General features: G+C 62.5%; 21 protein-coding genes. 11 read left to right on the top strand and 10 right to left on the bottom strand.

Annotated elements, in window-relative coordinates:
• Positions 1-24: 24 nt before the first annotated feature.
• From V5N13_RS11545 to V5N13_RS11520, 6 genes are all read left to right on the top strand, one after another.
• Positions 25-1,359 carry an aminotransferase family protein gene (locus tag V5N13_RS11545; protein WP_332898066.1) on the top strand — a complete coding sequence of 445 codons (1,335 nt, stop codon included), beginning with the start codon at positions 25-27 and terminating at the stop codon, positions 1,357-1,359.
• Complete coding sequence (locus V5N13_RS11540) at positions 1,359-1,874, top strand: Lrp/AsnC family transcriptional regulator (protein ID WP_332898065.1); 516 nt, start codon at positions 1,359-1,361, stop codon at positions 1,872-1,874. Before V5N13_RS11545 ends, V5N13_RS11540 begins: the two co-directional genes overlap by 1 nt.
• Entirely contained in the window at positions 1,867-3,021 is a 1,155-nt protein-coding gene (locus V5N13_RS11535) for a M20 family metallopeptidase (RefSeq protein ID WP_336360879.1), read from the top strand. Before V5N13_RS11540 ends, V5N13_RS11535 begins: the two co-directional genes overlap by 8 nt.
• 60 nt (positions 3,022-3,081) lie before the next feature.
• Complete coding sequence (locus V5N13_RS11530; RefSeq protein WP_336360878.1) at positions 3,082-3,630, top strand: metal-dependent hydrolase; 549 nt, start codon at positions 3,082-3,084, stop codon at positions 3,628-3,630.
• A 196-nt stretch (positions 3,631-3,826) separates the two neighbouring features.
• The gene (locus V5N13_RS11525) at positions 3,827-4,987 is read left to right on the top strand and encodes a FecCD family ABC transporter permease (protein WP_336360877.1); all 1,161 of its coding nucleotides are present in this window, start codon (positions 3,827-3,829) and stop codon (positions 4,985-4,987) included.
• Entirely contained in the window at positions 4,987-5,847 is an 861-nt protein-coding gene (locus V5N13_RS11520; RefSeq protein ID WP_336360876.1) for an ABC transporter ATP-binding protein, read from the top strand. The genes V5N13_RS11525 and V5N13_RS11520 overlap by 1 nt, the downstream gene beginning before the upstream one ends.
• Here the strand turns inward: V5N13_RS11520 and V5N13_RS11515 are convergent, their stop codons facing one another.
• The 7 genes from V5N13_RS11515 to V5N13_RS11485 all read right to left on the bottom strand — a co-directional run bounded on the left by V5N13_RS11515 (position 5,848) and on the right by V5N13_RS11485 (position 13,074).
• A complete protein-coding gene (locus V5N13_RS11515; RefSeq protein ID WP_336360875.1) occupies positions 5,848-6,498 on the bottom strand; it encodes an alpha/beta hydrolase in 651 nt (216 codons plus the stop codon).
• Entirely contained in the window at positions 6,495-7,469 is a 975-nt protein-coding gene (locus V5N13_RS11510) for a ring-cleaving dioxygenase (RefSeq protein ID WP_336360874.1), read from the bottom strand. The genes V5N13_RS11515 and V5N13_RS11510 overlap by 4 nt, the downstream gene beginning before the upstream one ends.
• Positions 7,470-7,557: 88 nt before the next feature.
• Positions 7,558-9,132 (bottom strand): ABC transporter substrate-binding protein, encoded by a 1,575-nt coding sequence (locus V5N13_RS11505; RefSeq protein WP_336360873.1) that lies wholly within the window; start codon positions 9,130-9,132, stop codon positions 7,558-7,560.
• A 2-nt stretch (positions 9,133-9,134) separates the two neighbouring features.
• A complete protein-coding gene (locus V5N13_RS11500) occupies positions 9,135-10,442 on the bottom strand; it encodes an APC family permease (protein WP_336360872.1) in 1,308 nt (435 codons plus the stop codon).
• Positions 10,443-10,546: 104 nt separating this feature from the next.
• On the bottom strand, positions 10,547-11,812 hold the full coding sequence (kynU, locus tag V5N13_RS11495; protein ID WP_336360871.1) for a kynureninase: 1,266 nt from the start codon (positions 11,810-11,812) through the stop codon (positions 10,547-10,549).
• 35 nt (positions 11,813-11,847) lie between these two features.
• Positions 11,848-12,306 (bottom strand): pyridoxamine 5'-phosphate oxidase family protein, encoded by a 459-nt coding sequence (locus tag V5N13_RS11490; protein ID WP_336360870.1) that lies wholly within the window; start codon positions 12,304-12,306, stop codon positions 11,848-11,850.
• Positions 12,307-12,354: 48 nt separating this feature from the next.
• Positions 12,355-13,074: a helix-turn-helix domain-containing protein gene (locus tag V5N13_RS11485; RefSeq protein ID WP_336360869.1), complete on the bottom strand. Its 720-nt coding sequence runs from the start codon at positions 13,072-13,074 to the stop codon at positions 12,355-12,357.
• Between the two features lie 241 nt (positions 13,075-13,315).
• On the opposite strand from V5N13_RS11485, the gene V5N13_RS11480 reads away from it, so the two are divergent.
• The 5 genes from V5N13_RS11480 to nucS all read left to right on the top strand — a co-directional run bounded on the left by V5N13_RS11480 (position 13,316) and on the right by nucS (position 16,539).
• Positions 13,316-14,284, top strand: coding sequence for a transcription initiation factor IIB (locus V5N13_RS11480; protein ID WP_332898053.1), 969 nt, complete (start codon positions 13,316-13,318; stop codon positions 14,282-14,284).
• A gap of 101 nt (positions 14,285-14,385) precedes the next feature.
• Positions 14,386-14,745 (top strand): winged helix-turn-helix transcriptional regulator, encoded by a 360-nt coding sequence (locus tag V5N13_RS11475; RefSeq protein WP_336360868.1) that lies wholly within the window; start codon positions 14,386-14,388, stop codon positions 14,743-14,745.
• Between the two features lie 58 nt (positions 14,746-14,803).
• The gene (locus tag V5N13_RS11470; RefSeq protein ID WP_332898051.1) at positions 14,804-15,148 is read left to right on the top strand and encodes a thioredoxin family protein; all 345 of its coding nucleotides are present in this window, start codon (positions 14,804-14,806) and stop codon (positions 15,146-15,148) included.
• 102 nt (positions 15,149-15,250) lie between these two features.
• Positions 15,251-15,757, top strand: coding sequence for a DUF6735 family protein (locus V5N13_RS11465; RefSeq protein ID WP_336360867.1), 507 nt, complete (start codon positions 15,251-15,253; stop codon positions 15,755-15,757).
• A gap of 44 nt (positions 15,758-15,801) precedes the next feature.
• Positions 15,802-16,539: an endonuclease NucS gene (gene nucS, locus V5N13_RS11460; protein ID WP_336360866.1), complete on the top strand. Its 738-nt coding sequence runs from the start codon at positions 15,802-15,804 to the stop codon at positions 16,537-16,539.
• Here nucS and mutS read toward each other — a convergent pair whose 3' ends face one another.
• The 3 genes from mutS to V5N13_RS11445 all read right to left on the bottom strand — a co-directional run bounded on the left by mutS (position 16,540) and on the right by V5N13_RS11445 (position 20,943).
• Positions 16,540-19,083 carry a DNA mismatch repair protein MutS gene (gene mutS, locus V5N13_RS11455; protein ID WP_336360865.1) on the bottom strand — a complete coding sequence of 848 codons (2,544 nt, stop codon included), beginning with the start codon at positions 19,081-19,083 and terminating at the stop codon, positions 16,540-16,542. It abuts the gene before it with no gap.
• Between the two features lie 40 nt (positions 19,084-19,123).
• A complete protein-coding gene (locus tag V5N13_RS11450; protein ID WP_336360864.1) occupies positions 19,124-20,224 on the bottom strand; it encodes a M24 family metallopeptidase in 1,101 nt (366 codons plus the stop codon).
• A 95-nt stretch (positions 20,225-20,319) separates the two neighbouring features.
• Complete coding sequence (locus tag V5N13_RS11445) at positions 20,320-20,943, bottom strand: SOUL family heme-binding protein (protein ID WP_336360863.1); 624 nt, start codon at positions 20,941-20,943, stop codon at positions 20,320-20,322.
• Between the last annotated feature and the right edge of the window lie 9 nt (positions 20,944-20,952).

Raw genomic sequence — 20,952 nt, 5'->3', positions numbered from 1 at the left:
ACATGAGAGTCGATGTCAAGCCACATGACGAGCGACGAGGCTGAAACTGGGATGAACGAACTCGAACAACTGGACAAAAAACACGTCTTCGGCACGTGGTCGTATCAGTCAGAAGTCAAGCCGACACAGGTCGTCGGCGCGTCTGGCAACCGCATCGAGACGGCGGACGGGAAGTCGTACCTCGACCTTTCTGGCCAACTCATGTGCTCGAACCTCGGCCACTCGGCGGACGCCGTTGCAGAGGCAATGGCAGAGCAGGCGAAGACCGCGGCGTACGTCGCGCCGGGCTACACCACCGAAGCCCGCGCGAAACTCGGCGAGAAGTTAGCGGAGGTCACCCCCGGGAACCTCTCTAAGACGTTCTTCTCTACGAGCGGCACCGAAGCCATCGAAGCGGCCATCAAAATCGCCCGCTTCGTCACGGGCAAGCAGAAAATCGTCTCGCGTTACCGGTCGTACCACGGCTCGACCTACGGCTCAATTAGCGTCACGGGCGACCCACGGCGGCTGATGGCAGAACCCGGTATCCCCGGCACCATCAAAGCGCCCGACCCCTACGCCTATGGCTCGACGCTCGAACCGATGGAGAGCCTCGAATACATCGACGAGATGCTGATGCTCGAAGGCGACACCGTCGCCGCGATTCTGGTCGAACCAATCGTTGGCTCGAACGGGATTCTCGTCCCGCCAGACGAGTATCTGCCGCGCCTGAAAGAAATCGCCCACGACCACGGCGCGCTGCTCATCGTGGACGAAGTGATGGCCGGGTTTGGCCGCACCGGCGAGTGGTTCGGCTGTGACCTGTTCGACGTGACGCCGGACATCATGACGATGGCGAAAGGGCTGACTGGCGCGTACGCACCGCTCGGGGCGACTATCGTCACCGACGAAATCGCCGCCCACTTCGAGGACAACATGTTCTGCCACGGCCACACCTACTCGGGCCACCCGGTCGCCGTGGCCGCGGGCCTCGCCGCCGTCGAAACCTACCAGCGCGACGGCCTCATCGAGCAGGCCAAAGAACGCGGTGAGTACCTCGGCGCGAAACTCGACGAACTCGCTGAGAAACACCCGAGTGTGGGCGAATCACGCGGCGTCGGCCTGTTCCGCGGCCTCGAACTCACCAAGAGTACGGAAGGTCGCGTGCCGTTTGGCCAGCGTGTCGACAAGATTTCGACCGGGAAGACGGTCGTTGACGAAGTCTCTGGGGCCGCGAGCGAACAAGGCGTCTACGTCGCAAACATGATTAACACGCTCATCATCGCGCCGCCGCTCACCATCACCGAAGACGAAATCGACGAGGCGGTCGCCGCCCTCGACACTGCCCTCGAAGTCTCGGACGCGGCGATGGAGGAGTGATGGAAGGCGTCGCCGTGACGCTCGACGAGACCGACTTCGCGTTGCTCTCTGCGGTCGAGCGTGACTTCGACGTGAGCTTAGAGACGCTCGCAGACGAACTCGGCCTGTCGAAATCCGCCGTCCACTACCGGCTCTCGAAGCTCAAAGAAAAGGGCGTGATTTCGGGTGTCACCGCGGACATCGACCCCCACGCGCTCGGGCTTTCGACGGTGATGATCACCGAGGTGTCGGTGACCCACGAGCGCGGCTACGCAGACGAGATTGGCTCACGGCTCACCGAAATTGGCGGCGTCCAGCACGTCTACTACACCATGGGCGACGTAGATTTCATCGTCATCGCCCGCGTCGCTTCGCGCGAGCAGATGAACGACCTCGTAGACGACATCGTCGCCGTAGACGGCGTCGATGAGACATCCTCACACTACGTGATGAAAGAACTCCCCGTTACAGGCAGTCGCCTGCTCAACCTCTCTGAGGCGCAGGCAGACGCGTTGCTCTCCGTAGACAATGACTGACGAACTCACCGAACTCATCCAAGACCTCGTTCGCATCGAAACCGAGAATCCACCCGGAAACGAAGCCGCCGCCGCCGAGTACATCCACGACTGGTTCTCGGAGCAGGGTATCGACTCGTGGCTGGTCGAAGAGCCGTACCCAGACCGCCCACAGGTCGCCGCCCGCGTCGGGGACGGCGACCCAACCATCGTCTTGAACGGGCACATCGACGTGGTGCCTGCAGGCGACCCAGCCCAGTGGGACTACGACGCCTACGGCGCTGAAATCGACGACGGGAACCTCTACGGCCGCGGCAGCGTGGACATGAAAGCGCAGGTCGCCATCGGCATGCTGCTCGCGCGCGACCTCGCCCCCGAGTTCGAATCCGGCGACCTGCCCGGGTCGGTCGTCGTCCACGCCGCGATTGGCGAGGAGACGGGCGAACCCGGCACGAAAGCCCTGCTCGAAGCAGGCTACGACGGCGACTACGGCGTCGTCCTCGAACCCACGAAGATGCGCACCGCGACGAGCGAGAAGGGCCTCGCGTGGTACGAGATCGCCGTCGAAGGCGCACCCTCACACGCCAGTCGGCCAGACCAAGGGTCGAACGCGATTATGCACGCACGCCCCCTGCTCGACGCCATCGAGGCGTACGACGCAGAACTCCGCACCCGAACCGACCCGCTCGTCGAAAAAGCCTACGCGACGGTGACGAAGTTCGAAGCTGGAACCAAAGAGAACGTCGTCCCCGAACGCGCCGTCATCACAATCGACCGCCGCATCCTGCCGGGCGAAGCGGTCGAAGGCGTGGACGCAGAAGTCGACGACATTGTGACCGCGTTCGCCAAAGAGTACGACCTTGATGTGTCGTGGGAACGGATTCGTACCTACGAGGCCGCGGAAATCGACGTGGACAGCCCACTCGCAGAGGTGTTCCGCAAGCACTCTCAAAACGTGGGCGGCGTCGCCCCCGAACCGTGGGGGATTCAGGCTTCGACCGACGTGCGAAACTTCGTCAACGACGCAGAAATGGAGGCGATCACGTGGGGGCCGGGCGACCTCTCGCGGGCCCACTCGTTCAACGAGTACATCAAACTCGCAGAAATCGAGGCGGGCTACGACGTATTAGACCGCGCGGTGCGCGAGTTACTCACGAGCGAATCATAGACCCGCGGGTGGGTTGAGTCGGCCCGCACCGTTAACTAACCGTGGGCCATCTGGCGGGGCATGGTAGACCTCGCCGGACACGTCGGCTTTGCGCTTGCTCTCTCCGTGCCCGTCTGGCTCAAATTCGGTCGAAAAGAGAGTCTGCTCTTTCTCGCGCTCGCGGCTCCGACCGCGTTGCTGCCCGATTCTGACCTCTTTCTCAGAGCCGTGTTTCCGGTCGAACACCACGGCATCACCCACACCGTCGCGTTCGCGGCGACGCTCGCGCTGGTGTTGGGCGCGCTAGCGGCGACCGTCGTCGCTCCCCGCCTGCGGACACGCATCGACCGCTACCTTGGCGGGCAACCAGCGACCGGACAGGTGTTTACCTTCTCGGCGCTCGCGTTCTTCACCGGAGCGTCAAGCCACCTCGTCGCGGACATCTTCTCTGCGCCGGACATCGCCCCGCCCGTGAAACCGTTTCTCCCGTTCACCGACACGCCAGTCATCGTCGATGCCATCTACTACGACGCCGTCATCTGGAACTTCGGCCTGCTGGGGGTGGTGTTGCTCATCCACGGTACCATCTTCTGGTATGCGGGCAGAGCCGTCCGTGCGAACGGAGTTTAGGGCAGCCGAAAAATAGGAACGTTTTTACTCATTTAGGCACGCCTAAACTCCATGGACGACAGGCGTGGTCGCAGCCGTGGCGGTCACGCCTCACTGAACGCGGGGGTCGGTAGTTGGGGTCGAAACTCGATTTCGACCCAGAAGGTGTCGCCAGCGCCGCAGACGCTGCCAGCCCCGCCATCCTACATTTCGACTCATGAAAAGCGAGAATCCGACACAACCGAACCGGGCAAGTAGCAACCGAGAGAGCCGCGTCGGGTGGGTCACGAGCGAACTGCTCATCGTCATGCTCGGGAGTACGGCCATCGTCGTCGCCGCCGGGCTGATTCAGATGAGCTTCGGGTCGTACTCGATGACCGTCACCCAGACGTGGGATGCGTTTTTCGACCCGCTCGTCTGGACGAACCCGCAGGTGCTCTTCCAGTTCCTCCTCGGTGAAGACCTGATGAAAACCGTCCTCGGTACGCTCGGACTGTCGACCGCGCCAATCGACCTCTCGAACGAGACGATTATCGTCTGGAACATCCGCCTCCCGCGCGTGCTCGTCGCCGCCTTCGTCGGGATGAACCTCGCCGTCTCGGGAGCCATCTTCCAAGCCGTGACGCGAAACGAGCTTGCGAGCCCCTTCATCCTCGGCGTGAGTTCCGGGGCGGGCCTCTCGATTCTGCTGACGCTCGTCGTGTTCTCGGGGCTGTCTGCGTTCTTGCCGCTCATCGCCTCCGTGGGTGGCGCAGTAGCGTTCTTCATCGTCTACGCGATTGCGTGGAAAAACGGAACGAGTCCGGTGCGCCTCGTGCTCGCGGGCGTCATCGTCTCGACGATTTTCGGCTCGCTCCAGACGGCGCTCTTTTTCTTCGCAGACGACATCGGCGTCGTCCAGACGGCCATCGCGTGGACGACGGGGTCGCTCACGGGCGTTGACTGGGAACAAGTCCGAATGATACTCCCGTGGACGATTGTCTCGATGGGCCTTGCGTTCATCGCCTCCCGGCAGTTGAACGTGCTGTTGCTCGGTGAGAAAACCGCAAAGTCACTCGGCATGTCCGTCGAGAAGGTTCGCTTTGCCCTCTCGGGGATTGCAATTCTCGCGGCGTCTGCGAGCATCGCGGCGGCCGGAATCGTCGGCTTCGTTGGCCTCATCGTCCCGCACATGGTGCGCAACCTCGTCGGGAGCGATTACAAACGGCTCATCGTTGGCTGCATCTTCATCGGCCCGGCGCTGATGGTGAGCGCCGACATCGGCGCGCGCCTCGCGCTCAATCCCGTGCAGATTCCGGTCGGCATCGTCACCGGCCTCGTCGGTGGGCCGTACTTCCTCTACCTGATGCGCAAAAAGCAACAACTGGGTGAAATCTGATGGCGAACGAACACGCGAACACAGACGGTGGCGTGGTGTACGAAGAAAGCGAGGAGGCGACGACGCCCGCGAGCGACCTCGTGGGCGAAGCCCTCGCCATTGGCTACCCGACGACGAAACACCCAATTGTCGAGTGCGAAAAAGTCGTCATCCCCGCAGGCGAGGTGACGGCGCTCGTCGGCCCGAACGGCTCCGGAAAGAGCACGCTGTTGAAGGGGATGGCAAAACAGCTCTCGCTCGACCGCGGCCACATCCTCATAGACGGCGCGGACGTTCACTCACTCGGCTCGAAGGAACTGGCCAAAAAGCTCGGCTTGCTCTCGCAAGAACACGATTCGCCCGGCAGCCTGACCGTCGAAGACCTCGTGTATCACGGCCGGTATCCGCATCGGGGCTTTTTCGAGACCGTCACTGAAATCGACCACGAGGCGGTCGAACGCGCCATCGACCTCGCGGGCGTCACGGAGATTCGAGACGAGGAGTTGGGGAGTCTGAGCGGCGGGCAAAAACAGCTCGCGTGGATTGCCATGGTGCTCGCCCAAGACACGGACGTATTGTTGTTAGACGAGCCGACGACGTACCTCGACTTACACCACCAGTTGCGCGTGATGGAGGTCATCCGGACGCTCAAAGCCGAACGCGACGTGACCATCGCCGTCGTGCTCCACGACATCGGGATGGCTGCACGCTTTGCGGACAACCTGATTGCGATGAAAGACGGCGCGCTCTACGACTGGGGACCGCCCCGCGAAGTCGTGACCAACGAACTGCTCGCAGACGTGTTTCACGTCGATGCGGACGTCGATGCGGCGAGCGAAACCGGCCCGCACATCGCGCCCCATCGGGCGCTCGAAAAGTAGTTACGCGACGAGGCTCGCAACGAGTTCGCGGACGGCGTCGATTTCGTCTTCGTTTACGGTGTGACCCATGCTTCTGTAGATGCGTTCGTCTACCTCTGCGCCGAGGTCGGTGAGGATTTTCGTCGTCTCTTCGACGCGGTCGAGTGGGATGTGTGGGTCTGAGTCGCTGCACCCGAGGAACACGGGCGTGCCTTCGAGGTCACCTTCGTAGTCCCACGGCGTGCCGCGTGGCCCAATGAGGCCCGCGCTCAGGCCAGCCAGTCCGCCGTAGCGTTTGGGGTTGCGAGCCATGTATTCACAGGCGAGACACCCCCCCTGTGAGAAACCAATGAGCATCGTTTTCTCCGGTGGGATGCCAGCGTCTGCAATCTCTGTGAGCAACTCATCGACGAGTTGGAGCGCAGAGGTGAGGTGTGGCTCGTTGGTCGAGATGTGGTTCATGAACGAATAGGGATACCACGTGTTGTTCGCGGCCTGTGGCGCGAGATAGGCCACGTTATCGATGGCGAGTTGGCCGCCGAGTTCGAGGATGCCTGTCGCCATGGCTCCGCGGCCGTGGAGTAAGATGACGGCGGCGTCTGCCTCTTCGAGTGGTGTTCCTGCAGTCGATACTGGCTGGCCTTGGTGTGGGTGGGTGTCAGTTTCGCTCATTGGTCTGCCTCCATCGTTGCCGGACGGGAGATGTCGAGGGGGGTGAGTTTCGACTCGATTTCGCTGCGGCGGCCTTCGAGCCACTCGGGGAGGACGAGGTGCGTGCCGAGGGCCGCAAGTTCTTCGTCTACGGTGTAGCCGGGGTTTTCGGTCGCAATCTCGAACAGGACGCCGCCGGGTTCGCGGAAGTAAATCGAGTGGAACCACTTGCGGTCGATAACGTCCGTGACGTTGAGATTGCGCGCGATGAGTGCCTGTCGCCACTGTTCGTGGGTGTCGTCGTCAGGGACGCGAAAGGCGACGTGGTGGACGGTGCCCGCGCCGGGGGCGCCACGGCCGCGTTCTTCATTTGCGATGATGTCAACGACGAAACCGAGGTCGCCGTCTGCCCGGAATCGCGTGCGCGCTGCGTCGATGTCGCCTACGCGCGCATAGCCCATCGCTTCGAGTAAGTCGGCCGTCGGCCCGGCGGTGTGGAGCGCGAGCGTCACGCCGAAAAAGCCACGAATCTGGTGGGCGTCGGGAACCGGGCTGTGTTCCCACGGGTTGCCCGCTGGCGCGTCGGGGTGGGCGACGAGTTCGAGTTGCAGGCCGTCGGGGTCGCGAAGCGGAATGACCGTCTCGTCGCCGCGTGTTTCGGGGGCTGCGTAATCGACGCCGAGGGCCGAAAAGCGCTCGACCCAGAACTCGACTGCGTCTGGGTCGATGAGGAACGCCACCGTCTGCACTTGGCCACTTCCAACGCGCCCCTGTCGGGCGTGTTCGATAGGGAAGAAGGTCATTGAGGTACCAGTAGAGCCGATGCCATCACCGTAGAACAGGTGATAAGTGTGAACTTCGTCTTGATTCACACTCTGCTTTACGAGACGCAGCCCAAGCGTCTCGGTATAGAAGTCGACGTTTCGCTGCGGGTCGCTCGCGAGAGCCGTGACGTGGTGAATGCCTCCCGTCGGTTCGAAATCTGAGGTCACGTTGCTACCATCTACGAAATGGGTACGAAAATACCTTCGCAGACGGCGGAGCCACTCGGTGATCCCAACGTCACTCGCCCACGCACGCTCACTCGGTCGATTCGATGGTTTCGAGCCGAGGATTCTCCCCGGGGAATGGGTGCGGGCCGAAACCCTCGATTCCCGACGAGACTCCAAAGGAGTTGTCGAGCGTGAACGCCGGCAACGCCACCCGCTCTGTGAGGAGGGTGCGCGTGGCCGACTCGTACAGGTCGCGGCGCGTTTCGTCGTCCGTCGTGCGGCGGGCGTCGCGCAGGACGTTCATCACGTCCTCGTTCTGGTAGAACGTCCCGTTGGTTCGCCCCTCTGCGTTCTCGTGGAACAGCGGGTAGAGGTAGGTGTCCGGATCCGGGCCGCCCGCCCACGCGTCCACGAAGATGTTGTACTCACTGGGACTCCCCGAGACGATTTTCTCGCGGAACTGCTTCCACGGGTACTTCTCGGTGCGAGCGCGGTAAAACCCGATTTCGGCAAGGCCGTGGGCGAGTTCTTCGGCGATTTTCTCCCGCAACAGGTCGTGTTTCGGTACGGCAATCGTCGGTGCCCAGTTGCCCACGTCTGCCTCCTTCAACAGCTGTTTTGCCTTCTCCTTGTTCTTCGCGCGCGGAATCGACTGCCACTCCTCGACCGGCAGGTCCCACTCGGCGGCCAGTTGCGGTGGGAGCAGGCCGTACTGACGACGGCCGACCGGGCCGACGAAGGTCTCGGTCACCGTGTCGAGGTCCACGAGGGAGTCGATTGCCTTGCGAACCTTCGGGTCAGCCGTCGGCCCCTCGTTGCAGTTGAAGCCGATGTAGTGGGCGAGGTAGCCTTCCTGTAGAACCGTGTCCGCGTTCGAGAGGTTTTGTGTCACGCTCCAGAGCCGCGGATTGACGCGCTCTACGATGTCGTTTTGCCCCGTCTTCAGACTCGTCGTCCGGGCGAGGTCCGAGTGGTTCTGGACGAATCGCGCGTGTTCAAGTGACGGGTTTGTCTCGCCCCAATACTCCGTCCAGTGGGTGAGCGAGACGTGCTCGCCGGGTTTGGCCGTCTCCACCTCGTAGGGGCCGGAGCCAACCGGTTTCTCGTGCGCGAACTTTTCGGGGTTCGACTCGCGCACCGCCTTGGGCACGATTCCACGAGTCAGAGCGTGGTCCATCGCCGGGTAGGGGTTCTTGAGGTGGAACGCCACCGTCTGCTCGTCGCGGACCTCGATGTGGTCGATGGGCCGCACCTGCCACATACCGGGGCGCTCCTCCTCGCGGACGGCGCGATACGAGTAGGCCACGTCCTCGGCGGTGACCGCGGTGCCGTCCTGGAATGTCGCCCCGTCGGTGAGTTTCACAACGTGGATCTTATCCTCCCCTTCGACCATTGGCGTCCCCGCCGCGAGTTCCGGGACGAGGTTCATGTCGTGGTCGTAGCGATACAAGCCCTCGAACACGTTCGTCGCCACGGACGCAGACCACGGGTCTGCAAGCCGAACCGGGTCGAGTGACTTCGGTGCGAGCGCCTGTGCATACCGGATGGACGCGTTTGCGTCAGTTCCGAGCACGCTCGAACAGCCTGCGAGCGCCGAAACGCCCGCGAGGCTGCCGACTCCTTTGAGGACGGTACGTCTGCTGAGAACACTGTTTTCAGACATGATTACTCACCCGACAGCCACGGCAGCACGTCTTCGATTGGTTCTCGCTCGAAGTACAGCAGTTCGACGCCGATGACCGCCACCCCGATGAGGAGGACGGTGACGAACATCCCCGGACTGTTGAGATAGAGGTCGTAGAGCAACAGCGGGAAGAACGCCACTGTGCCCACGAGTCCAACTATGGGTATCGGCGTGAGGAGGTCTAGCTGGTCGCGCTTGGCGAACGCAAGGTAGCTCATCCCGCCGAACACCGCGATGAAGGCCAGCGAGGCGAAGGAGGTGATGGACTTGAGACTTCCCATCACGGCGAACCCGGCCGACAGCACGCCGAGGATGACCACGATGCGCTTTGGAATCTCACCGTCGCCACTCCCGCCTATCTTCTCGGGCAAGAGGCCCCGGTCGATGAGATTCCGGGAGAACAGCGCGCTCGAAAACAGGGTGGCGTTGACCGCACTCGCCGTCGAGAACAGCGCGGAGATGCCGATGATGAGCGCACCGATGGTCCCCATGAACTGGAGGCCGGCGTACAGCAGCGATACCTCGGGCGAGACGGCGATGGTCGAAATTTTGAGCAGGCTCACCGTCGTCAGCGCGACGAGGATATAGAGCGCCGTCGCCACGGGAATCGAGATGTAGATGGCCTTCTTGATGTTCGCTTTTGGCTTCTCGAACTTGTCCTGGTCGTACAGGAGGAGTTGCCACCCTTGGAACGCAACGAACGACATCGCCGCGCCGAGGATGGGGTCTCGAATCGACATCGAGGAGAGACCGAAGGTGAGTTTCTGGACGTGAAAGGCGTGGTACACCCCCCAGAGGCCGAAGATGCCGATGACGACCACCTTGATGAAGGTGAGAACGTCCTCTGCTTTCCCCGTCTCGGACGCGCCGATGAGGTTGAGGCCGACGAACACGCCAATGAGGAGCACCGAGACGGCGTTCGCCACGGGAATCCCAGACAGGTGGAGTCGGCCGATAAGTTCCGAGAAAAACGAGGAGAAGGCGTAGGCGTAGAGCGCCATCGACCCGACGTACCCGAACAGGAGGGTCCACCCGGTCATGCCGGCGAGCGTCGAGTTGCCCACCAGCTCCTCGATGTAGGTCGGTGCGCCCCCGTGGTCGTCCACGAGGCCGTTCAGTTTGACGTAGCTGTACCCTGCGCACATGGCGACGATACCCGCGGTGAGCCACGCGAGCCACGCCACGTCTCCGGAGATGGCGACGACGATACCGAACGCTGAGTAAATTCCGCCGCCGATCATCCCGCCGAGCGCCATCGCGACCGCTTCTTTGAGTGAAAGCTGTCCCATTTTCTGTGTTCGTCTGCAACCGCTCATCGGTCGTCAACCGATTCCCCACCGTCCGTGTGTCGGGCAGGACGATTGGGACTCCATTAATGGCTATGGCCAACGCTTCAGGTGACGCCGCCCTGTCGCGGTTTGAACCTTGCATATGCAACGTCGTCTACGATTTCCGCGAGCACGTCCACGACGTGCCACACGTCTTCGAACGTCGAATAGAGCGGGGCCGGACACACCCTGACGACGTTCGGCGGCCTGAAATCGACGATGACGCCGCGCGCTTTGAGCGCGAGCGAAATACGGTAAGCCTCGTCGTGTTCGAGCGCGATGTGCCCGCCGCGGCGGGCGTGGTCGCGGGGCGTGCCGACCGTAAATCCACGCGACACCAGTTCCGCGTCGGCCAGCGCAACGAGGAAGTCAGTGAGTGCGAGCGATTTTTCTCTGACCGCCTCGATTGTGGTTTCCTCGAAAATGTCGAGCGCGCCAGAGAGCGGGGCAGCAGAAAGAATCGGGATGGTGCCGATTTGCCACGCACCCGCCGAAGCTGCGGGCGTAAACTCGTGGCGCATCTCGAACTGCGTTGCCTTGTCGTGGCCCCACCAGCCGGCGAGCGCGGGCGTCGTGCCAAAGTGCCGAGCGTTAACGTAGAGGCCCGCGATAGCCCCCGGTCCGGCGTTCAGGTACTTGTAGGAACACCAGACAGCGAAGTCCACGTCCCATTTCGATAGGTCGTGGGTGAGTGCGCCGACCGAGTGGGCGAGGTCGAATCCGGCGAGCGCGTCGTGGTCGTGGGCCGCCTGCGTGATGCGTTCTACGTCGAGCAACTGGCCGCTGCGATACAGGACCGAGGGCATGAACACGATGGCTGTGTCGTCGTCGATGGCCGCCTCGATGTCGGCTTCGTCGATGGTGCGCCCGTCGCGGCTTTCGACCACCCTGAGCTGGTCGTCGGGGTCGAGTCCGTGCGCGCGGAGTTGTGACTGGATGGCGTAGTGGTCGGTCGGGAAGTCGAGGTCGTTTACGACGACGGTGCCCTGATTGTCTGCAAGAAAGGTGCCGATAAGCGTGTGGATGTTGACCGTCGTGGAATTGGCGACGACGACTTCGTCGGGCGATGCGCCGACGAGCGAGGCGAGGCGTGCGCCCAACTGCTCGCCGTAGTGAAACCAGTCTGGGTCTGCGTCCGTCCAGCCGCGGATGGCGAGGTCACGCCACTCATCGACTGCCATAGAGAGGGTGCGTTCTGCGTCAGTGGAGGCGAGGCCGAGTGAATTGCCGTCCATGTACCACTCGTCTTCGCGCGTGTGAAACCGCTCGCGCAGGTGGGCGAGGTCGTCGGCCGCATCGCGTTCGCGGGCGGCAGAAAGCGAGGTGTCCATACGCGACCCACGGCCTGCTGTGAGAAAGCGTTTGATTACCCAGCGTCGGGGCCTCTCCGTCCCGTCACGTCCGCGATTCTGAGCACGGCCCGACGAATCGTCGTCACCTCGTCGCTCTCCGGAAACAGACTGGGGTACCACGCGTTGTCGTCCATGAGCGCGTCCATGTCGCCGTACTCGCCGTCTTCGACGTGGTCGAGCGGCCCGGTTGCGATGACGCTTTGCCACCGCTCTGGTGAGTCAATGGCGAAGGTGACGAAACACGCCTCCTCGGTGGCGTCTGCGAAGGTGAGTTTCTTGCTCGCGTCACCGAACTGGATGAGTTCGAAAAACAGGCGGTCGGTGCCGTCGAACGCGAATGAGACGGGAATGGCGTAGGCACGCCCGCCAGTGGCAAACGAGAGGGTCCCGACGCCCTGGGCGTAGAGGAACTCGACGATCTCCGGGCGGGTCATGTGAAGCCCCTGGCCAATGTCGGGAAGTGCATCGCTCATGATTTGTCACAGAGACGTAGGCGGTGAGCAACGATAACCGTCACCCAGTTAGAGACACTCGTTTACGAAGCCGGTTGCCAGCCACGATTCGGCGCGCTGGAGGCGATACTGCAGGGTCGATTGGGGCACGTCGATTTCGTCTGCGAGTTCTGAGAGTGTCGTCTTGCGAGGAGTTTCGTAGTAGCCGTTTGCGACGGCGAGTTCGAGCACTTGGCGCTGTTCGAACGGGAGTTCGCAGGCGGTGATGGCCTCATCAGTCCAGTGAGTCGGATTCGAGAGGTGTGAGAGGTTCACGTTGACGCCATCAGAGAGTTCGGCTTGCACGGCGTCGTACAGTTCGCCGACACTCCCGTCAGAGCGCATGAGGATGCGCCACTCGTAGGAGTCGCCGCGGCGTTGGGTTTCGTAGAGCAGGCCCGGGCCGAGGTGTTCGTGGGCGAGCGTCGGCAGGGTGCGACACTCTTCTATCCCTTGGCGGTAGGTGTAGATGGTGGCGCTCGTCGTGTCGGCGGCGAGCAGTTCGTGTTCGCGGTAGGAATCACACGTCGGGTCGTTCAGACACTCGTTGCACCGAGAGGCGTCGGTGAGCAAGTCGGTGAGTTTCGACACCGCCGCTTCCGGCCCGGTGATGCGGTCGAGTCGCCACATGTTGTTTCCGGCAACCGCACAGTCGAGGGATTTTGCGAGGGCGGCCGGATACTCCATAAACACGTCAGCGACGGGGTCGGCCCCCGGTTCGTAGGTGAGGCTGAAGACGAACTCTCTCATTGACTATCTTTGGTACACACCAACCTAAGAGCGTATCGGTGCCGGAATCATCGTACGTTCGCATATCACGCGAATTTCGGCTGTAGTTGCCGTAGAAACGCAGAATTTGAAATGGTAGTCACGTCACGGTAAGCAGGTGTCATCGATGTTATTTGGTGTATACCAAGCGAGGATATAACCCGAAACAGTCCTGAGCAATGCATGTATTGACACGCCCACCAACCTCCAATCCCTCATTCCCGTGCAACAAGTAACCTCATACAATCAGTCAGAACAGACGAAGCGCACGCCACCTCGCAGTACGGAAACAGAGGTGACCTGTCCCGAGTGTGGAAGTCTGCTCAAGACTGACCACGAACACGGCGAACGCCACTGTGAGTCGTGTGGTCTCGTCGTCGAGGAAGCGGAACTCGACCGCGGCCCGGAGTGGCGCGCGTTCGACTCGGCAGAGCGCAACCAGAAGTCCCGCGTCGGTGCGCCGATGACGAAGATGATGCACGACAAGGGGCTTTCGACCACCATCGATTGGCAAGACCGTGACGCCCGCGGGAACACGCTGAGCGCGCGAAAGCGAAAGCAGCTCGGCCGCCTGCGGATGTGGGACCGCCGGACGAAAACCCGCAACGCCCGCGACCGCAACCTCCGGCAAGCCCTCGGTGAAATCGACCGCATGGCGAGTGCGCTTGGCCTCCCGAAAGCCATCCGCGAGACGGCGTCGGTCATCTATCGACGCGCCCTCGAAGAAGACCTGCTCCCCGGTCGGTCCATCGAAGGCATGGCGACCGGGTCGCTCCACGCCGCCGCCCGACAGGCGGGCAATCCACGAACCGTAGACGAAGTGGCCGCCGTCACGCGCGTCGATGAGATGGAGTTCCAGCGCGCCTACCGCTACATCGTCCGCGAACTCGACTTGCAGATTGCGCCGCCAGACCCCGTCAGCTACGTCGGCCGCTTTGCCTCCGGCTTAGACGTGAGCGACGAAACCGAACGGCGCGCCCGCCAACTGCTCGAAACCGCAAAGCATGAAGGGATTCTGAGCGGCAAGTCGCCGGTCGGCCTCGCCGCGGCGTCGATTTACGCCGCTGGCCTGCTCACGAACGCCGAGATTACGCAGGCAGAAGTGAGCGAGGTCGCAGACATCAGCGAAGTCACCATCCGCAACCGCTACCGCGAACTTCTGAAAATAGACCAGGACGCCGCGACAGCCTAATCGCGGCGCAACCAGCCGAACGCATTCAGTTTCATTTTGCAACCTGGTTCTAATCCGAATCTCTATAGTGGTTGGGTGCACAGAACAGCGTAGAGACCGACATGCAAAGTCACGACGCAGACGAAGAGAAGTATTCGGAGGACGCGTGTGTCGTCATCGACTCCCTCCAACAGATTGGCTCCCAGTGGCGACTCATCGTGCTCCACGACCTCCAAGAGGGCGAAAAGCGGTTCAACGAACTCAAACGCTCGACCGATGCGAGTTCGCGCACCCTCTCTCGTGTCTTAGATGACCTCCAAGAGACCGGCTTCGTAAACCGCCGACTCGAAGAGGACGCGCCTGTGGCGACCTACTACAGCCTGACCGAGAAGGGCGCGTCGCTGTTTCCCGTGTTCGAGGAAATCGAACGCTGGGCAAACGAGTGGCTCGACACCTCGATTATCGAACCGGCCGACGACTGATGGTGCCACAGTTCGACCCACCAGATTCCCTAAATAGCGCCAGCCCGAAACCCTGCCAGTGACGACAGACGTTCCCACCGAGAAACCGCCCCGTCCCGTCCACCTCGAACGCGCAGCAGACCTCGACGCGCTCGTCGCCGCACACGACCTCGTGCTCGTTGATTTCTACACCAAGGGCTGTACGCTCTGTCAGAGCATCGAGCCGGTGCTCGGGACCGTCCACCGCGCGGGCGACGCCGTCGTCGCGCTCATCAATCCAATCACCGACATCCAACTGGTCGAACAGTACAACGTGAGAAGCGTGCCAACCCTCCTGCTGTTCAAAGACGGCGAAGTGGTGGGCCGTCTCGCAGAGGGGTTTCAGGGCGCAGAACAGATACTCGAGTTCATCGACGCGGCCTAAATTTTTTATCGGAATCCAGGGCCAGCAGGCCATGCAATGGTCTCCGTCCAGCCCCCCGCACGTACCGTCCAACAGCCACCCCAGAACGCGAGGTGGTAGCTCGTGGGACACCGCGCCCTCGTCGCCTACGAACAGCCAGATGGCACCTACACCCTCCACTACTCCCAATGGGGTGCCCTCGGCTTTCGACTGGTCGAAGCGATTACAGAAGCGACGCCCTTTGGCCCCCAAGAGGCAGTCGAACCCGCCCCGCGCGAAACGGGGCTCTCGCTCGCAGACATCCTCACCGAGTATCTCGATTTCCTCGCGCACGAAGCGTGCTACCTCGTCAGCCCCGATTTCAAGGTGACCGCCTACCTTCCCGTCTGGTTCGGCCTCGAAACCGGCGACGAAGTGGTCGGAAACGGCGCGCTCATCCCCGTCGTCTTTCGAGACGGCGAACCCGTTGACGTGGGCTACGTCGAAGGCTGGGTCGACGGCGCGAAAGCCTGTCTGTGCGCCCACAGTGAGGAGTGTGAGTTCACCGCAGAAACCAGCCAGACCTTCTTCGAGGCTGCGCTCCCCGAGTGGTTCGGCGAGAACTGTATCTTTCCACAGAAACGAGCGTGATCGCAACAGGCGATTTTTATGCTACGGCGCGCAAATCACCCGCAGTGACGACGACAGACGAGGATACCACCCCCCGCACGCTCACCGCCCCGACCGCGACCGCGGCCCGCGATTTCCTCCGCGCCGCCATCGAGCGCGGCGAGTTGTTGACCGTCTTCGGTCGGTGTACGGTCGAGTACGACGGTCGCGCGTCGAGCTATCTCGGTCCCGGCGACCGCCACGTCATGCTCAAACCCGACGGCTCGTTGCTCGTCCACACCGCAACAGGCCAAAAGCCGGTCAACTGGCAGCCACCGGGCTGTACGCACGAACCGAGCGTCTGTGATGACTCGCTACAGATTCGAAGCCTCCGCACGACGCCCGCAGAAGAACTCTGTGTCACCTTCGAAGCCGTCGAGCAACTGTCCGCGTTCAGCCTCAGCGACGAAAGCGACCTCGATGTTTCGGGCACGGAAGCCGACTTGAAACAGCGCATCCTTGATGACCCGTCGCTCATCGAACCGGGCTTCCAACCGCTCGCCACAGAACGAGAGACGCCAGCAGGCGCGGTGGACATTTTTGGGAGAGCAGCAGACGGCACGACCGTCGTGGTAGAGCTAAAGCGGCGGCGCGTCGGCCCGGATGCGGTTGGCCAGTTGGCGCGCTACGTCGATGCACTCAGACGCGACCTACATACAGACGCGACGATTCGCGGGATTCTCGTCGCCCCGTCGGTGACCGACCGGGCGCGCGACTTACTCGACGAGAACGGACTCGAATTCGTTGCCCTCGAACCCGAGTAGTCAGTCGAGCTCGTTTTTGAGATTGTGGAGGACGGTCATCGCCTCAAGCGGCGTCGTGTTTGCGAGGTCAACGTCTCTGAGCAGGGCTTCGAGGCGGTCGTCTGCGTCGGCTACAGATGACTCCGGGTGCGCGTGCGCTGACGCAGCATCGAGGAGTTCTCGTGAGCGTTCGACAACCGAGTCGGGTAGCCCCGCCGCGGTTGCTACCTCGACGCCATACGAAGCCGTCGCCGCCCCCGGCGAGAGGTTGTGCTGGAACTCGACGTCGCCGTCCGTTTGGGTGGCCTCGAAGTGGAGGTTGTGCACGCCCGAAAAGTCCGCAGCGAGCGCCGTCAGGTCGTGATGGTGGGTGGCGAACAGCGTTCGCGCACCGAGTTCGTCGTGGAGATGCTCCGTTACCGCCTGCGCGATGGCGAGGCCGTCGGTCGTACTCGTCCCGCGGCCCACCTCGTCTAGGAGGACGAGCGAGGAGTCGGTCGCTTCGCGGAGAATATCTGCGACTTCGGTCATCTCGACCATGAACGTCGAACGACCGCCCGCGATGTCGTCAGACGCCCCGACGCGCGTGAAGATGCGGTCTGTGAGTTCGATTTCAGCACCCGCGGCGGGGACGAAACTCCCGATTTGCGTGAGGATGGTGATGAGCGCGACCTGGCGCATGTACGTCGATTTCCCGCTCATGTTCGGGCCGGTGAGGATGGCGAATCGGTTCTCGCTATCGAGGTGCGTGTCGTTCGGGACGAACGACGGCTTGGTTCGCTCGACAACCGGGTGGCGACCGCCCTCGATGTGAATCCCATCACTCCCGAGGTCGGGGCGCGTGTAGCCGTGTTTCGCCGCCACGTCCGCGAGCGAGACGAGCACGTCGAGAGTGGCAAGCGTGTCCGCAACCGCCTGAATCCGCGCCGATTCGGTGGCGATGTCGGTGCGAATCTCGCGGAACAGTTCGTGTTCAAGTTCGTCTGCGCGCTGTTCGGCGCGGAGAATCTCGTCTTCGCGCGCTTTCAGGTCGGGCGTGTAGAAGCGCTCTGAGTTTTTGAGCGTCTGACGACGCTGGTAGTTCTCTGGCACCTTTTCGAGGTTCGGATTCGTCACCTCAATGTAGTAGCCGTGTACCTGATTGAAGCCGACTTTGAGCGAGCCAATGCCGGTGCGCTCGCGCTCTTTCGCTTCGAGAGCGCGTATCCACTCTTTGCCCGAGTGTTCAGTGTCTCTGAGGTCGTCTAAATCGTCGTCGTAGCCGGGTTTGATGACGCGCCCTTCGGTGATCTCGACCGGCGGGTCTTCGCGGATGGCTCGCTCTACGAGATTGCGAATCTCGGGCAGGTCGTCGAGGCCGTCTCGGAGCGACCCGAGTTTGTCTGTCTCGCAGTCACGCAAGAGGTCGCGCAGGTGGGGAACCACGTCGAGGGTCTGTTTGAGCGAGCGAAGGTCGCGGGCGTTCGCGCGACCACGGGCGATTCTTCCGATGAGCCGCTCGATGTCGTACACGTCGCGGAGGTGGTCGTGGGCAGCTTCTCGCGTCTGGAGCGCCGTCGTCAATTCAGCCACCGCGTCCAATCTGGCTTCGATGCGTTCTTCGTCAACCAGCGGGCGGCGGAGCCACGCCTTCAGCTTGCGACTGCCGAGCGCACAGGCGGTTTCGTCGAGAATGCCGACGAGGGTCGCGTCGCGCGCGGCGTGGACGGCGCGCGGTTCGAACAGTTCGAGGCTGCGCAGGGCAACGGGGTCGAGCAGGAGGTACTCGCGCGGGTCGTAGCGCGTGAGGTGGTTGAGGTAATCGAGATGGCCGTCTTCGCCGCCGCGAGTGTATTCGGCGTAGGCGAGCAACGCGCCACACGCCTGAATCTCGGCGCTTCCGGCGAGCAGGGCGTCTGGCGGGCCAAAGTATTCGGAGACTCGTTCGCGGGCGGCGTCGGTCTCGAAAATATCGTCAGAAACCGGCGTCACCATGCAGTTTGCGTCGAACAGGGCTTCGTCGACGCCGGGGCCGACGATGGCCTCTGCGGGCGAAAAGCGGCCGAGTTCGTCGCGGATGGCTTCGAGCGACCGCGCGCTCGTGGCGAGGAACTCGCCGGTCGAAACGTCGAGGAGTGCGAGCCCGTAACCCGCCGTCAGACAGGCGACGTAGTTGTTGTCGTCGGTTCGCAGCAATTCGTCTTCGGTGAGGGTTCCCGGCGTGATGATGCGCGTGACCGCGCGGTCAACGATGCCGGAGGTTTCTGAAGGGTCTTGGACCTGGTCTGCGATGGCGACGCGAAAGCCCGCGTCGAGCAGTTTTACGACGTAGGAGGCCGCGTTGTCGATTGGCACGCCGGCCATCGGATACCGGCCGGTGCTGTCTTCGCGGGCAGTGAGGGTGATGTCGAGCAGCCGTGAGATGGTCTCCGCGGCGTCACAGAAGGCTTCGTAGAAGTCGCCGACTTGGAACAGGAGAAGACAGTCGTCGTACTGACCCGTTAGCTCGAAATATTGCGCCATCATCGGCGTCAGCTCGTCTTCGTTTGCGGCCATCTGTTCGGGTGGCCCAAGCGCCCCATCCATATACGAACGAGTCGTCCCGTGTGTCAAAAAGGCTCTCGGCTTAGAACTCGCGTGGAGAATGGTTCAGCCGTTCGTGGCCGTCTTCGGTGACGACCACGAGGTCTTCGATGCGGATGCCGAACTCGCCGTCGAGATACACGCCCGGTTCGACGCTGAACACCATGCCCGGCTCCAGTTCCGTCTCGTTTCCGGAGACGATGTACGGGTCTTCGTGGACGTTGAGGCCGACCCCATGGCCCGTTCGGTGGATGAACTGCTCGCCGTAGCCAGCCTCGGTGATGATGTCGCGGGCAACGCGGTCGATTGACGCCGCGGTGACGCCGGGTTCGACCGCTTCGACGGCGGCTTCTTGGGCGGCTTTGACCGCGGAAAAGGCGGCTTCGAAGCCTTCGGGTGGCTCGCCTGCGAACACGACGGTTCGCGTCTGGTCGCTCGGATAGTGGGCTGCGAACACGCCGAAGTCGAGGACGACGGGGTCGCCAGATTCGATTTTTCGGTCGCCGTGGCGGTGGTGTGGCTTCGCCCCGTTCGGTCCCGACCCGACGATAACGTCGAACGAGAGCGCGTCGCCGCCGGCGTCGATACACAGATTCTCGATGTGGCGGGCGAGTTCGGCTTCGGTCATGCCGAGGGCGTCGTCGCCCAGTTCTCGAACCTGTTCGCTCACCGTATCAGCGATTTGCCCGGCGTGGCGCATCGCGTCGAGTTCTGCCGCGTCTTTTCGCATTCTGAGCGGTGCGAGAACCGTGCTTGCGAGGCCGAACGTCGCGCCGGGAGCCGCCCTGCGGAGGTCTTGGGTGAAGCGTGCCCACAGCTGGTCGTCGACGAGGAGGTCTCCGGCGACGATGTCGAGATCGATGAGGACGTTTTCGACGAGCTTTCGCGGGTCGTCGCCGTCCGCCCACGTTCTCACGTCTTCGACCCACGAGGCATCTCGAATCTGGCCTTCATACAGCTCCGGGGCGATGAAGATGGGGTCGCCCTCGCGCGCGAGAATGAAAAAGAGGTGGCGCTCCATCGGTTCGGCGTGAAATCCGGAGAGGTAGTACATGTTCTCGGCGGGAAAACAGATGAGGGCGTCCGCGTCCGCGGCAGCGAGTGCGTCCTGACAGGCGCGTGTGCGTCGCTCGAAAACGTTCATACGCGGAGTTTGCGGCGAGGGGCCAAAGTCGTACGGACTATGCACGACCGACACACGTCGGTGCCCGGCGAGAGGTGAGAGAGAAAAAAGCCGAGCTAGTCTTGCGGCGCGATTTCGACGGCAACCTCGTTCGTCCGCATGAACGGCGGCGTCCACGGGTCGTTGTACTGGAGCAAGAACGGTTCGCCGCGAACCTCGACTTCGTGGGCGGCGAGCGTTTCGAGCAGTGCGCGCTTTTCGCGGGCCGTCCGTTTCTCGGTCGCGTACAACGAAAACGAGCGGACTGCAAGGCTTCGCGGCACTTCGACCACCAACGAAACGGTTGGATTCGTCGGCTTTGGCACGGCCGCAGGCGTGTATTCACGGGGCAGGTAGAACCCCATCGTCACTAACTCCTCGTCGGTTGCAGCACGCGGTGGCGTGGTCATCGAGAGGGCGCTGGTGTGGGTTCTCACCGGCGTGGTCATCGAGAGTTTCGCCGCGCCCTGATTCTCGCCGGAGATGTATTCGAACAGCCGACGAAACGCGATGGTTTCGTTCGGTGCTCTGGTCTCTGCGAGGATGACTTCGGGATAGGAGCGGAGTTCGACGCCATCGACGGTTCGCTGTACGGTATACGTGACGCGGTCAGCCGACCGCTTGCTGTAGATGCCCCACGCTGCCCAGAGCGTGAGTGCGCAGACTGCAGACGCCGCCGCGAGTTTCGCCGTTCGGTTCACGACTGCTGT

Origin of the sequence: Haladaptatus sp. ZSTT2, from assembly GCF_037081775.1 — an archaeon.
Classification (GTDB): Archaea; Halobacteriota; Halobacteria; order Halobacteriales; family Halococcaceae; genus QDMS2.
Note: the sequence above shows the minus strand (reverse complement) of the source record. Positions and strands in the feature narration are given on the sequence as shown.

Bases quoted from the DNA above. Each gene is read 5' to 3' on its own strand.
- V5N13_RS11540 (WP_332898065.1), top strand. From the start codon at position 1,359: ATGGAAGGCGTCGCCGTGACGCTCGACGAGACCGACTTCGCGTTGCTC.
- V5N13_RS11505 (WP_336360873.1), bottom strand. From the start codon at position 9,132: ATGTCTGAAAACAGTGTTCTCAGCAGACGTACCGTCCTCAAAGGAGTC.
- V5N13_RS11530 (WP_336360878.1), top strand. From the start codon at position 3,082: ATGGTAGACCTCGCCGGACACGTCGGCTTTGCGCTTGCTCTCTCCGTG.
- V5N13_RS11450 (WP_336360864.1), bottom strand. From the start codon at position 20,224: ATGAACGTTTTCGAGCGACGCACACGCGCCTGTCAGGACGCACTCGCT.
- V5N13_RS11500 (WP_336360872.1), bottom strand. From the start codon at position 10,442: ATGGGACAGCTTTCACTCAAAGAAGCGGTCGCGATGGCGCTCGGCGGG.
- V5N13_RS11485 (WP_336360869.1), bottom strand. From the start codon at position 13,074: ATGAGAGAGTTCGTCTTCAGCCTCACCTACGAACCGGGGGCCGACCCC.
- V5N13_RS11545 (WP_332898066.1), top strand. From the start codon at position 25: ATGACGAGCGACGAGGCTGAAACTGGGATGAACGAACTCGAACAACTG.
- mutS (WP_336360865.1), bottom strand. From the start codon at position 19,083: ATGGATGGGGCGCTTGGGCCACCCGAACAGATGGCCGCAAACGAAGAC.
- V5N13_RS11535 (WP_336360879.1), top strand. From the start codon at position 1,867: ATGACTGACGAACTCACCGAACTCATCCAAGACCTCGTTCGCATCGAA.
- kynU (WP_336360871.1), bottom strand. From the start codon at position 11,812: ATGGACACCTCGCTTTCTGCCGCCCGCGAACGCGATGCGGCCGACGAC.
- V5N13_RS11515 (WP_336360875.1), bottom strand. From the start codon at position 6,498: ATGAGCGAAACTGACACCCACCCACACCAAGGCCAGCCAGTATCGACT.
- V5N13_RS11475 (WP_336360868.1), top strand. From the start codon at position 14,386: ATGCAAAGTCACGACGCAGACGAAGAGAAGTATTCGGAGGACGCGTGT.
- V5N13_RS11490 (WP_336360870.1), bottom strand. From the start codon at position 12,306: ATGAGCGATGCACTTCCCGACATTGGCCAGGGGCTTCACATGACCCGC.
- V5N13_RS11520 (WP_336360876.1), top strand. From the start codon at position 4,987: ATGGCGAACGAACACGCGAACACAGACGGTGGCGTGGTGTACGAAGAA.
- V5N13_RS11525 (WP_336360877.1), top strand. From the start codon at position 3,827: ATGAAAAGCGAGAATCCGACACAACCGAACCGGGCAAGTAGCAACCGA.